At 36.6% G+C, this 12,795-nt stretch carries 16 protein-coding genes; 11 read left to right on the plus strand and 5 right to left on the minus strand.

Annotated elements, in window-relative coordinates; all coding sequences use genetic code 11:
* Positions 1-129 precede the first annotated feature (129 nt).
* The 5 genes from AC6FXG_RS00880 to AC6FXG_RS00900 are packed head-to-tail and all read left to right on the plus strand — an operon-like array spanning position 130 to position 4,019.
* Positions 130-1,254 carry an acyl-CoA dehydrogenase family protein gene (locus AC6FXG_RS00880; protein WP_500571189.1) on the plus strand — a complete coding sequence of 375 codons (1,125 nt, stop codon included), beginning with the start codon at positions 130-132 and terminating at the stop codon, positions 1,252-1,254.
* Between the two features lie 9 nt (positions 1,255-1,263).
* Entirely contained in the window at positions 1,264-2,064 is an 801-nt protein-coding gene (locus tag AC6FXG_RS00885) for a phosphate/phosphite/phosphonate ABC transporter substrate-binding protein (RefSeq protein WP_500571190.1), read from the plus strand.
* Positions 2,064-3,230: a cobalamin-independent methionine synthase II family protein gene (locus AC6FXG_RS00890; RefSeq protein WP_500571191.1), complete on the plus strand. Its 1,167-nt coding sequence runs from the start codon at positions 2,064-2,066 to the stop codon at positions 3,228-3,230. The genes AC6FXG_RS00885 and AC6FXG_RS00890 overlap by 1 nt, the downstream gene beginning before the upstream one ends.
* On the plus strand, positions 3,209-3,676 hold the full coding sequence (locus AC6FXG_RS00895) for an OsmC family protein (protein WP_500571192.1): 468 nt from the start codon (positions 3,209-3,211) through the stop codon (positions 3,674-3,676). Before AC6FXG_RS00890 ends, AC6FXG_RS00895 begins: the two co-directional genes overlap by 22 nt.
* A 10-nt stretch (positions 3,677-3,686) precedes the next feature.
* Positions 3,687-4,019 (plus strand): carboxymuconolactone decarboxylase family protein, encoded by a 333-nt coding sequence (locus AC6FXG_RS00900; protein WP_500571193.1) that lies wholly within the window; start codon positions 3,687-3,689, stop codon positions 4,017-4,019.
* A gap of 139 nt (positions 4,020-4,158) precedes the next feature.
* Here the strand turns inward: AC6FXG_RS00900 and AC6FXG_RS00905 are convergent, their stop codons facing one another.
* From AC6FXG_RS00905 to AC6FXG_RS00920, 4 genes are read right to left on the minus strand one after another with little or no spacing between them, the layout of a single operon-like run.
* A complete protein-coding gene (locus tag AC6FXG_RS00905) occupies positions 4,159-5,502 on the minus strand; it encodes an alanine/glycine:cation symporter family protein (RefSeq protein ID WP_500571194.1) in 1,344 nt (447 codons plus the stop codon).
* A gap of 8 nt (positions 5,503-5,510) precedes the next feature.
* Entirely contained in the window at positions 5,511-6,869 is a 1,359-nt protein-coding gene (locus AC6FXG_RS00910; protein WP_231929155.1) for an alanine/glycine:cation symporter family protein, read from the minus strand.
* Positions 6,847-7,482 (minus strand): phosphatase PAP2 family protein, encoded by a 636-nt coding sequence (locus AC6FXG_RS00915; protein ID WP_500571195.1) that lies wholly within the window; start codon positions 7,480-7,482, stop codon positions 6,847-6,849. Before AC6FXG_RS00915 ends, AC6FXG_RS00910 begins: the two co-directional genes overlap by 23 nt.
* Positions 7,460-8,386 (minus strand): serine aminopeptidase domain-containing protein, encoded by a 927-nt coding sequence (locus AC6FXG_RS00920; RefSeq protein ID WP_500571196.1) that lies wholly within the window; start codon positions 8,384-8,386, stop codon positions 7,460-7,462. Before AC6FXG_RS00920 ends, AC6FXG_RS00915 begins: the two co-directional genes overlap by 23 nt.
* An 83-nt stretch (positions 8,387-8,469) precedes the next feature.
* On the opposite strand from AC6FXG_RS00920, the gene AC6FXG_RS00925 reads away from it, so the two are divergent.
* Genes AC6FXG_RS00925 through ymfI form a run of 5 tightly spaced genes read left to right on the plus strand, consistent with a single transcriptional unit; the run spans position 8,470 to position 11,706 of the window.
* Positions 8,470-9,189, plus strand: coding sequence for a copper homeostasis protein CutC (locus AC6FXG_RS00925; protein ID WP_500571197.1), 720 nt, complete (start codon positions 8,470-8,472; stop codon positions 9,187-9,189).
* 1 nt (position 9,190) lies between these two features.
* A complete protein-coding gene (locus tag AC6FXG_RS00930; RefSeq protein WP_500571198.1) occupies positions 9,191-9,514 on the plus strand; it encodes a hypothetical protein in 324 nt (107 codons plus the stop codon).
* 8 nt (positions 9,515-9,522) lie between these two features.
* Complete coding sequence (locus AC6FXG_RS00935) at positions 9,523-10,317, plus strand: prolipoprotein diacylglyceryl transferase (RefSeq protein WP_500571199.1); 795 nt, start codon at positions 9,523-9,525, stop codon at positions 10,315-10,317.
* Positions 10,292-10,993, plus strand: coding sequence for a gamma-glutamyl-gamma-aminobutyrate hydrolase family protein (locus AC6FXG_RS00940; RefSeq protein ID WP_500571200.1), 702 nt, complete (start codon positions 10,292-10,294; stop codon positions 10,991-10,993). Before AC6FXG_RS00935 ends, AC6FXG_RS00940 begins: the two co-directional genes overlap by 26 nt.
* Positions 10,990-11,706 carry an elongation factor P 5-aminopentanone reductase gene (ymfI, locus tag AC6FXG_RS00945; protein ID WP_500571201.1) on the plus strand — a complete coding sequence of 239 codons (717 nt, stop codon included), beginning with the start codon at positions 10,990-10,992 and terminating at the stop codon, positions 11,704-11,706. Before AC6FXG_RS00940 ends, ymfI begins: the two co-directional genes overlap by 4 nt.
* On the opposite strand, the gene trmB is transcribed toward ymfI, so the two are convergent.
* A complete protein-coding gene (gene trmB / locus AC6FXG_RS00950; protein WP_500571202.1) occupies positions 11,703-12,323 on the minus strand; it encodes a tRNA (guanosine(46)-N7)-methyltransferase TrmB in 621 nt (206 codons plus the stop codon). The genes ymfI and trmB overlap by 4 nt on opposite strands.
* 272 nt (positions 12,324-12,595) lie before the next feature.
* Between trmB and fdxA the strand changes: the two genes are divergently transcribed.
* The gene (fdxA, locus tag AC6FXG_RS00955) at positions 12,596-12,766 is read left to right on the plus strand and encodes a 4Fe-4S ferredoxin (protein ID WP_500571203.1); all 171 of its coding nucleotides are present in this window, start codon (positions 12,596-12,598) and stop codon (positions 12,764-12,766) included.
* The last annotated feature ends 29 nt before the right edge of the window (positions 12,767-12,795 follow it).

Raw genomic sequence — 12,795 nt, forward strand, 5'->3', positions numbered from 1 at the left:
ATAATAGTAGACAATATCCACTATATATGGCACTTATAAAAATAATCTATAACGAGACCTTTGATATAGATATTTTTAATTGGATTTTTAAAATCTTATGTAATAAAATGAAATCATAGGAGGTGTATTATGAAAATATACGAAAAAGCAAGAGAATTTGGTTTAAAACATATTGAACCATACGCAGCAGAAATTGACAAGAACGCTAGGTTCCCAAAGGAAACATTTGAAGCCCTAGGCAAAGAAGGATTTTTAAAGATGATGGTTCCAAAGGAATACGGCGGAGATGGATTAACAATGCAAGAACACGCAGAAGCATGCATGGGTTTTGCAGAATACTGTGCATCAGCAGGTCTATGCTACATGATGCATAACGTTTGTTTAATGACTATTCTACAACACGGTTCAGAAGAATTAAAAAAAGAAGTTTGCGAAGCAATCGTAAACAACAATGAATTTTGCGCACTAGCTTACAGTGAATTTGGAACAGGTACTCACTTCTATATTCCTGAATTAAAGGTAGAATTTAGAGATGGTTATACTGTTATTAGCGGAAGAAAATCAATGGTTACTTCAGCTGAACAAGCAAGCTACTATTTAATAAGTGCTCCTTCACAAAAAGAAGGCGTTACAGACAACTGGCTAGTTCCACTTAAAAAAGAAGGCGTTACATTTGAAATGAACGAATGGAATGGTGTAGGTATGAAGGGTAACGTTTCATGCCCAATGACACTTGCAAATGTTAAACTAGAAGATAAATATATGGTTGGTGAACCAGGAACAGCTATTGACCAAATCTTTGGCACGATTGCTCCTTTCTTTATTGTTGGACTTGCAAGTGTTTACTCAGGTCTTTCACTAGCTATGTACGAAGCAGCTCGTAAGCATGCAATCGATAGAGTATATCCAAATGGACAAGGACTAATTCAAATTGAAACAGTTCAAATTCATTTGGCAAATCTATACAACAGAAGCCATGCAGCAAAATACTTTACATTTGAAGCAGCTAGAGCAGCAGCAAATGGTGAAGAAGATGCACTTCCAAAAATCTTATCAGCCAGAATCAATGCATCAGAAGGCGCTATCGAATGTGCAAAATGGGCTATGAGAATTGGCGGAGGAAAAGCTTATAACGGCAATGGACCTCTAGAAAGATATATGAGAGACTCATATGCAGGACAAATCATGGCTCCATCAGTAGACGTTCTAATCACATGGTTAGGTAAGGCAGTTACAGGACAAGACTTAATCTAAGGAGAAATTATGTTAAAAATTGGTGCAGTTATTTACGATCCAAAGGTAACAGTTATCTGGGATCTAATTGAAAAGTTCTTTAAAGAAAGAGGCATGGATATTGAACCAGTTTTCTTTAAAGATTATAAATTGCAAGTAGATGCTCTAGTTGCAGGCGAAATTGATATGGCCTGGAACTCTCCACTTGCACACTTGGACACAGTTTTAAGAACTGATAACTCATTCAAATATTCTTTGATGAGAGATACAGACCAAGACAGAAAAACAATTATGGTTGCTAGAAAAGGTGAAGCAGAAAAACCAGCAGACCTAAAGGGAAAGACAATTGGTTTTGGTGCAATTGACTCACCTCAAGCAAGACTAATTCCAATTAATTATCTAAAACACGAAGGCTTGGAATTTGGCAAAGACTACACAGAAAAACGTTATGACATTGGCGTTGGCCTACATGGTGACCACGTTGGTGGAGAATATGACGCCCTACAAGCTTTGATGAATGGTGATGTAGATGCATCATTTACCCTCGATTTAAACTGGGAAGCCTGGAAAAAAGATGGCAAGGTTGATGAAAATAAAATTGTAAAGATTGGTGAAACACCACACTTTGACCATTGCATCTTTGACGTACACCCAAGTGTAGATGATGAAACAATTAAAAAATTCGAAGAAATTATGCTTTCAATGGACTATAACAAAAAAGAAGACAAAGAAATCTTGGATATGGAAGGTCTAAAAGAATGGAAGCCAGGTAGGACACAAGGATTCAAACAAATTACAGAAGCTTGCGAATACATGGAGTTTTTTAAATAATGTTCGAATTATCTTTAATTGGCAGCATGCCAAGAGAAGAGTCCTTATTAAGAATTCTTAGAAAACACAGGAATAATTCTATATCTGACCAAGAATTCAATCAAATTATAGATGAAAAAACCAAGGAAGTAGTTCATTTGCAGGAAGCTGCAAACCTTGATTATATTACTTCAGGTGAATTACACAGGGATAATTATGTATCCTTTATTTCTGAAAGCCTAGAAGGCGTTAGGCAGATGTCTATGAGTGAGCTCTTGGATTATGTAGAAGATAAAAAGTCTTTTGAATTAATCCTAGATACTCTGGATGTACCTGCTATCGCTATTAAAAATGCCATTTGCGTTGACAAGATTAGTCGCAGAAAATCTTTGGTCGCAGATGAGCTTAGAAGGATAAAAAAATTAACAGACAAAAAAGTTAAAATCACATTGCCTGGTCCATATCTTGTGACCAGGTCCATGTGGTTGCCTGAATTATCCAAAAAAGGTTATGCTTCCAAAGAGGAACTGGGCGAAGATGTAATTAATATTATGTCTGATGAAATAAAAGAGATCCAAGAAATTGGAGTCGATATAATTCAATTTGACGAACCAGTTTTAACTGAAGTTGTATTTACAGAAGGTAGGCCAAGGACCTTTATGTGCGCTGCTCTTTCTGAAAGAAAAGACCCAACTGAGGAGTTGGAATTTGCCAAACACCTGATATCATCTGTAATGAAAAAAGTCGACAGATCAAAGTCAAAGGCAGCCCTTCATGTTTGCAGGGGCAACTGGAGTAGGGACGAATCTATTTTATTATCGGGCCCTTACACACCTTTGATTGATCTATTTGAAAACATCGATGCAGATATATTATTCTTGGAATATTCAACTGATAGGGCGGGTGATTTAAAATCCCTCTTTAATTCTCAAAAATTAAGAGACAATATTATTTTGGGTATGGGGGTTGTAAATCCAAGAACTGATGAGATTGAATCAGTTGATACCATAGTCAAAAAAGCTGAACAAGCCTTGGAATTTATACCAGCTGATAGACTCATGCTAAATCCTGACTGTGGTTTTGCAACTTTTGCTAATAGGCCAATGAATTCTTATGATATTATCGCTGAAAAATTAAAGGCGATGGACCAAGCAAGGAGAGTACTATGTCAAAGCTTGAAGGAATAGATTTTTCAAATTTTTCTCTAAGAGCGACCATGAACGACCTAAAAAATGTTAATGTATACACAGACAACAACAGCTTTAGGGTGAGTGATGCAATAAGCTTTGATATAGAGGCAGAAAATATTTCGGCTTTAAATTATTTTTGTGGAAGCTTGCTTGCAAGTGTTATGAAAATTCTGGTAAGTGAGTGCAAGAGCCAGGGAATTGTTATAGAAGAAATTGAAGGTAAGATTGATTATAAACTCACAAATCCTCTTAGGGTTTTAAATGTAAGAGGCTATGAGGACTTATCTGAAATTGAAGATATATTAATAAAAATCTACTATTATGCTGATGGCGATGAGGAAGAACTAAATAATAGATTGATGGAGATGCTAAATGCTAATCCAATTTATAGTTTGCTAAAATCAACCAAGAGGGTTGATTGCAAAATACAACTAATAATTTAGGAGGTAGATTATGAATTACAAGGAAGAATTTAAAAACAATCAAGACATGAGCAAGGACTTATATGAAGCTTGCCCAGACATGATGGGTAGCTTTATGAATCTGCATGGCGAATATGCTAAGGACAGCACAATTACCTTAAAGGAAAAGGAAATGGTTTCAATCGGAATCTCAATTACAATTAAGTGCATCCCTTGCATGCTAGCCCATATTACAAGCTTCAAAAAAGCTGGCGGCACAAGAGAAGAATTGGTCGATGTTATTAAAGCATGCATTCTAATGAATGGCGGACCTGGCACAGCTTACGGTGCAAAAGCACTTAAGATGTTTGACGAATTAGACTAATTTAATCTGAAGAATACAAAAATATCTTGGTATGCATTTACCAAGATATTTTTTTGCTATTGATTAATTTTATATTTTTGAAAATAAAAAACTGGTCTAGAAAATTTATTCTGCCCAGTTTATATTTTAAATTTAATTTTTATTTGTGCCTAATTAAATTTGTGTATTCTTTTTTATTCTTTACAACTTCGTTTGTCAGAATTAGGATACCGATTATATTTGGTATTACCATAAAGCCATTTAAAAGGTCGCTGATATTGTAAATTGATTCAACTTGGACAATGGTTCCGCCAACGACAGCAATAATTGCAAAAATCTTGTAGTAGTTAATGGCGTCTTTGCCAAAGAGATACATAACATTTGACTCTCCATAATAATACCAGCCAAGTATTGTCGAGAAGGCAAAGAAGAATACTGATATGGCATAGAAGACTGATCCTGATCCGCCAAGGGCAATATCAAAACCGTTTTGCAAAACTCCGGCATAGTTGTCAGCTGGCACTTCATTGGCTTTGGTTACAAGGATTATCAGAGCTGATACTGTACAAACCAAGAATGTGTCAATCAAAACTGTGATCATTGAAATCAAACCTTGTTTTGAAGCTTGATCGACATCTGCAATTGCGTTTGCATGGGGAGTTGAACCCATACCTGCTTCATTGGAAAAAAGTCCGCGTGCAAGTCCATGCTTAATCGCTTGCTTTAAGGTAAAGCCTACTGTACCACCAATGGCAGCATTTAATGTAAAGGCATTTTTAAAGATGCTTGAGAAAACCTCTCCAATATTATCAGAAAATTTCAATAGAATGACTGCACCGTGAATTACAAACATCGCAATCATAAAGGGTACAACCTTTGCTGCAATTTTTGCAATCCTATTTGCACCGCCGATAATTATAAATGACAACAAAATCGCTATAAAGGCACCCGTGTAGACAGGGGCGATATTAAAAGAACTATTTACAACGCTGGCCACTGAATTGGATTGAACCATATTGCCAGTAAAGGGTAGGGCGATTACAATGAAAACTGCAAATGAAGTTGCAAGGATTTTTCCGAATTTTTTATTTTTAATTCCCCTTGATAGATAATAAGCAGGGCCTCCAAAGTATTCGTCATCTTTCTTTTCTCTATAGAGAAAAGAGAGCACAGTTTCTGAATACATAATTGCCATTCCTAAAAATCCTGAAACCCACATCCAAAAAACTGCACCGGGTCCGCCAAGCATAATTGCTGCGGCAACGCCAGCAATATTTCCCGTGCCAATTTGGGCGGCGAGTGAAGTATAGAGGGCTTCTCTAGGACTTACTAGGCCAGGAGTCTCAGTGTATGCTTTGGAATTTTTTAACTCCTTAAATGCGCGTCCAATTTTTGAAAATTGTAAAAATCCAAGTCTGATTGTTAAATACAGACCAGAAAATACAAGTAAAAATACTAGGAGATAATCCCATAAAAAATCCTTAATTGCTATAATTGTATTCATAATTCCTCCTATTTTAACATGGGCTCATTCAAGCGAGCGGCTTCTTTAACAACAATTTTTGACAACAGCAAGAGTCCGATGATATTTGGAATAACCATCAGAGCATTAAAGGTATCTGACAGAATCCATACAAAGTCAACTGAAACAACAGTGCCAACTATTACAGCGATTATTACTAGGAGCCTGTAAATTAAAACAGCCTTGCTACCAAATAAGTATACAATATTTGATTCTCCAAAATAATACCAGCCTACAATTGTAGAAAAGGCAAAGAAAAACAAGCTTGTTGCAAGGAATATCGTGCCGGCTTTACCAAAGGCAATTTCAAAACCCTTTTGGGTAACTGCAACTGAATCTAGGCCGTTTGCGTGAGAAAATATATGAGCGTCTGTTAGTAAAATAATAAAAGCTGTAACTGTACAAATGACAACTCCGATAAGGACGCCGAAAATTGCTGAAAGTCCTTGGTCAGCTGGCTTGTCAACATTTGCAACTGCGTGAGCGTGTGGAGTTGAACCCATACCTGCTTCGTTGGCAAATAAACCACGTGATAAGCCCATTTTTATTGCTGTTTGGATACTAATTCCAACTGCGCCACCGAATACAGCTGATGTGGAGAAAGCACTTTGAAAAATAGCTTTAAAGACAGGTAAAATATTTTGTCTAAACATAAATAAGATTATTAAGCCAGATAAAATAAAAATACCGGCCATTACTGGCACTATGAGTTCAGCGATTTTAGATATCCTTTGTACACCGCCCATAACAATCATACTAACGAGAACTGCTAAGAAGATTCCAGTGTAAGCTGGATTTATGCCAAAGGCTTCATTCATAGAAAGGGCAATTGAATTGGACTGGACCATATTGCCTGCAAAACCGAGGGCAAGTATTAAAAATATTGCAAATAAAACTGATAAGACTTTTGCAATCTTTTTATTTTTTACACCTTGGCTGATATAGTAGGCAGGTCCACCATAAATTTCGCCATCTTTTTCTTGCCTAAAAACTTGGGCGAGAATCGCTTCTGCAAAGATGGTGCTCATACCTAGGAGTCCTGATATCCACATCCAAAAGACTGCGCCTGGTCCACCAGTCATAATTGCTGATGCAACACCGCCAACAGAACCTGTCCCAAGTTGAGAGGCAACAGCTGTGGATAAGGCTTGGAAAGAGCTAACTTCGCCTTCTTCTTTAGGACTGTCATCTTTTTTAAATAAATTTCCTAAAGTTTCTTTAACTGCCAATGAGAGCTTAGTAATTTGCGGAAATTTTAAGCGGACGCTAAAAAATATTCCAGTAAATACCAATAAAAATATAATTACATAATCCCAAAGGAAGTCTTTAACTTGAATAATAAATTCCATCAAATCCTCCTTTTGTATCTTTCTTAAATCTAAATAAAATAAAATATCCAAAAATAATTGCAACAAAGACATCTGCAATGACATGCTGCTTTGTAGTTAGGGTTACAATAGGTATTAGCGTGTTATAAAAAGCCAAATATTTTTCATCATTCTTGCTTGCATAGTGATAGCATATACAAGAAAGAAGCACATGTGATGAGGGCATTGAGGATGAGGGAGCATCCATCATATAGGTTAATTTTAATGCCCAATTAAAAAAACCATCCCCCAGGGTTTCGGGCCTAACACTTACACAAAATGGCAAGAGCTTGTAGATAAAAATACAAATGCTCATTGCAAGGGCCAGGTCCCTAAGCATGTTGTCGAGATCTTTGTTAAATCTAAGCTTATAAATCAAATAAATGATGCCCGGATACCAAAGATGATAAATAATAATGGTAAATGGAATCAGGGGAATCATATCATCCAAAAAAAGCTTTGGATCAATTGCGTTAGGACTGAGCACATTTGTTGCCATATAAGTCGTTGACGCAGATAAAAGTATAAAAAACAAATAAAATCTTTTTACATAGAGAAAATTTTCTTTATCCTTAATCGACTGGGCAAAAGGCATTTGAACCCTCTATAAATTCAAGAATAGTTTTTATTGCTTGGTCTCTTGAATAGTCGTGAAGGATGTCATGTCTGGCCTTGTCAAAAATTGCCAGGCTTGCATTTTTTCCCTTAGATGCGTAGAAGCTAACCAGAGATTTTTGCTTTGAGATGCTGCCACAAAAAGCATCATCAGATCCAGCCATAAATAAAATCCTCAGATCATCAGGCACATAGTGAATAGAAGTGTCATTTTGCATCAGACGAATTCCATTTAAAATATCCTTGTACAAAGATATGGTTGGGACGCCGAGATTTAAAGGATTTTTCCTAAAGTTATCCTGCTCTTGAAGGTCGCTAGAAATATAAGAGTAACCAGAAGTGTCCTTGAATTTTTTATTTAATGACTTGAGGACCCTGTTATATAATTTTTCAGACCTATAATGAGAGCCATATTTTCCCAGATAAAAATTCACAATTTTTTCTAAATATTGCATTTTAAGATTGCTTACGTATGGTAGGCTGCCAATTAAAATCGCTCCGTCAATATCTTCGCCGTACTTAAATAAAAAAGTTCTGACTAGCATAGATCCAATCCCCATGCCCAAAACAAATCTAGGCTTGTCGCTAATTGTCTTCATGTATTCGTTTACAACGTGGATATCATCAGTACAGTTGTTCCATCCATTGTGGTCTCCAAAATACAAGAGCTCATCAGGGCTAGAAACGGATTTGTTGTGGCCTCTAGTATCAGAATTTACAGTTGTTATTCCATAACCCGCAAGCTCTTCTTGAATATCAAAATAACGACTCGAATTATCAATTGAGTCGTGAACCAATTGAAGCACAGCTTTTTCATTTGCAGCTTCTTTAATATAAATTGGAATTTTGTGGCCGTCATTGGCATCAATAAAAAGATTTTTCATTTTATACCTTTCTTTCCTTTATTTTATTTGCTATGTATATTATAATATAAATTAGATTAACAGTCAAAGAAGGATGTGATTAGATGAAGATAGAAGTTTGCGTGGATTCATTGGAGTCTGCAATCACTGCTATAGATGCTGGGGCAGATCAAGTTGAACTTGTAAGCCTCACCAGTGTGGGCGGACTAACGCCGTCATACGGACTGGCAAAGGCCCTAGTCGATAGAAATATAAAAACCATGGCTATGGTTAGGCCAAGAGTGGCAGGCTTTTGTTATTCAAAATACGATAGAGAAGTTATGTTAAACGATGTCAAGGCCTTTAAAGAAATGGGCGTCCAAGGGGTTGTATTTGGAGCCTTAAATTTTGATGGGTCTATTGATTATAATTTTACAGCAGATTTAGTAAAAGCAGCTGGGGATATGGAAGTTGTTTTTCACCGGGCCTTTGAAGTTGTCAAAGATAAAGTTACGGCAGCAAAAACTTTAAAGGGAATTGGAATAACAAGAATTTTAACAAAAGGTGGAAATTCTTTAATTGAGGGTAAAGATATTATAAGAGAACTTTTAACCATAGATGGGCCTGAGATAATTTCTGGTGGCGTTAGATACAATACAGTTGACTTAATCAAAGAGCTCGGCCTTGAATACGTGCATATATCATCGAGCAAAGAATTTACTGATCCATCTACCAGCAAGAGTGGAATTTATTTTGGCAAAGCCAATGATCCGACTGATGAAATTTATACTCTTGCAGATTACGATTATTTAAAAGATATAATTAATAAGTTGAAAGGAGAATGAAATGTCAGATTATGAATATTATGGAGACGATAAAGAAATTATTGACGAAGATATGATAGGCAATCCTAGGAATGACCTTGCCTTTGTGTCATTAATCTTATCGTGTTTATCACTTTTTTATGTAGTAACAAAATTAAGCGGACCAACAGCTATCTTATTTGGTATATTAGGCGTGTCGGTTTCCCTGAGAGCCCTTAGATACAATAAAAAAAGCAGATTAGCTAGTATTGCGCTTATAGCTGGTGGTGTGGGTACCATCATTGGCTTTTTCTTTCTTGTATCTTGTATTTCATGCGCAGCATGTACTATTAGAAATATTAAGTAGGTGGTAGAATGAAATTATTTATTGATGTTTTTGGTTTTAAAATTCCTGGCTATGGATTATCAATAGCCATCGGTTTATGTTTTGTAATATTATTTTTGTACAAGCAAAGAATTTATAAGGACTTGGATTTTGATACGGGTCTTTCGGCACTTATATACGCCCTTGTAACCGGCGGAGTCTTTGCTAAAGTTTTGTATTGGATTACAGATCCAAGTAGTTTTTATGTACTTTTTGATTCCACAATTGCCTTTAAAGAAAGATTTCAAATAGCCTTCCAAGGAGGCTTGGTATTTATAGGTGGCCTAATCGGAGCAGTGGTCGGTATGTATTTGTTTTTAAGAAGGTATAAGCACTTAGATCCATTAAAGACTATCGACATTTTTGCAATCGGCATGCCAATCCTGCAAATGTTTGGTAGGGTGGGATGTTTCATGGCAGGCTGCTGCTATGGGATGGCTTGTGAGTCGCCAATATCTGTGGTATTTCCTCCAAGCGGACTTGCCCCAGCCGGCATTCCACTTTTACCGACCCAATTATTTGGAGTAGCCGGAAACTTTATAATTATAATGACCTTATTACTCTATAATAAAAAAGAAAGACAAGGGGGTAGGACCTTTGGCTTGTATCTCACAATGTACAGCATTGGCAGATTTATTTTAGAATTTTTCCGCGGAGATGAAATCCGTGGAATCTATAACGGGCTTTCAACTTCACAATGGTTGAGCTTCCCAATTTTTGTTGCTGGCATATTCTTTTTACTAAGAAAGGAAAGATTAAATGAAAAAAATACTATTGACCTCTAGGATGGTAATAGCCGATGACCACGGCAAGTACATCAGGCTTAGGAACGATTATGCCGAGGCCATCAGGAGTGCTGGAGGCCTTCCAATAATCGCCCAGTCAACAGAGGACGAAGCTGTGATTGATGAATATATAAAACTCGCCGATGCAATAGTCTTTACTGGTGGGGAAGACATTGATCCAAATTTATATGGAGCAGACTTCCATCCGTCGGTTGAATTTGTATCCTTTGAAAGAGACGCCTTTGAAAAATATTTGTATGAAAAAGCTTTTGCAAAAAAGCTTCCAATGCTTGGAATTTGTCGAGGCATGCAAATGATAAATGCCCTGGCAGGGGGAGACTTGTATCAGGACTTAAAGTCCGAATACAAGGGAGCCTCTGGCCACTCAATGGGTCGTGATTTGTCCAGGGGAATCTTGAAAATTTTCACAGAAAAAAATTCAAAGATAAATAAAATTTTGGGCGATGAAATTTTGGTCAACCAATTCCACCACCAAGCCGTCAAAAATCTGGGTAAAGGCTTTGTGGCCACTGCCCATAGCAGGGACGGGGTCATCGAAGCCATGGAATACACTGGCGACCAATATATTTCCTGTGTGCAATTCCATCCTGAATCCATGATTGATCATGAGGAAAAATTTTTAAATATCTTTAAGGACTTAGTTGAAATAGCATGAAGTATGTATTAATAAGTGGAGCCAGTGGCGATATAGGCATTGAAATCACCAGGCAAATATTAAAGGAAACTGACTTTAATGTCCTCGCCATGTACAATAAAAATCCCACCAGAATCGACGAACTTGAGTTGGAATACAAAAATAGAATACAAAAATACAAATGCGACTTTAATTCTGACGAGGATGTCGAAGAGGCCAAAGATTTTATAAAAGATTTTAAACTTGATTCAGCGATTTTTTGTGCTGGCTTGAGTCAAATTCAAATGATAAATAAAACGGGAATAGATGACATCAATAAAATTATTAATGTAAATCTAAAAGCGCCTATTGCCCTTAGCTCACAAGTTGCAGATATAATGGTTAAAGAAAAATCTGGCTCTATAATTTATATATCGTCCATGTGGGGCCTTGATGGGGCTAGCTGCGAGTCCGTATACTCAGCCACCAAGGCAGGGATAATTGCATTTTCAAAAGCCTTATCAAGGGAACTGGGTCCGTCAAATATACGGGTCAATACAATTTGCCCTGGCTTTATTGACACCAAGATGAATTCAAATTTATCCGCAGAGGACAAGGAAGGTTTCATATGCCAAATTCCACTTATGAGGGCTGGTATGCCAAGCGACATTGCAGACTTAGTCTTGTTTTTGATAAATAAAAAAGCCGGCTATATAACCGGCGCAAATATAAAAGTTGATGGGGGATATATTTAGAATTTAAAGTTAATGGCCTTAATCTTAACGCCTTGACTTCTAAATCTCTCTTCATAATGACTGATAACTTTGGTTGGTGGAGCATCATCGCTATGCGATATTATGTTTCCACCAACTTTTTTTACATACAAAAGCGTATCTGTGTATAACTCATCATCGTCAGTCCTAAAGTCAATATTCCCAGCATCTTTTAAAATATATTTATACTTTTTTAATCTGTTTGGATAGGTAAGTCGCCTGTGATTTTGCCTATTCTTTGGCCAAGGGTTAGGGAAGTGAATAGTGATAGAATCAATTTCATTTTCTGCAAAAATCTGATCTATCCCATCAATCTCTCTGGGAATCAAAACTGCGTTTGCAATATTTTTATCCTCCAATTGGTCCAAAGCATAGACCAAAACACCAGCCTCACGGTCCCACAAAATATAATTGACATCTGGATTTAATTCAGCCATGTGCAGGCAGTAATCTCCGCTCCCACAACCAATATCCAAATGAATCTTATTGTCATTGGCAAAATAATCCTTCCACTTGCCCTTGTATTCTTCTGGCCAGAAAAGAGCCTTGCCAGAATCTAAAAGCCGTGGCACAGCAGACCATTTCTTTCTAAGTCTCATCAAATCACCTCATGTCAAGATTATATTAAAAACTATAAAATTAATCAAGTGTAAGAGGCGACTAACTAAATAATTATTAGATTAATTAAAATATAAAGAACAAATGAGAAAAACGCTTTTAAAATATTGGCACACTGGGGGACTTTAGATAATGTTTTTTTAAAAGTTAGCCTTGACGAATTGCTAGAAATGGCTATTTCCTTGACATAAAGATTAATTATGTTATAATATAAATAGAGCCTAAGAGCTCACAAAATAAAGGAGGTAACATTATGACTTATCACATTACAGATGATTGTATCGCTTGCGGACAATGTTCATCAGAATGCCCTGTAGGTTGTATTTCAGAAGGCGATATTTACACAATTGATGCTGATGAATGCATCGGATGCGGAAACTGTGCAGACGTATGTCCAACAGGTGCCTGTGTACCAGCTGAATAATTGGACTACATAACAGTTAAAAAGAAAAC

The sequence above is a fragment of the Ezakiella massiliensis genome (genome assembly GCF_059862345.1).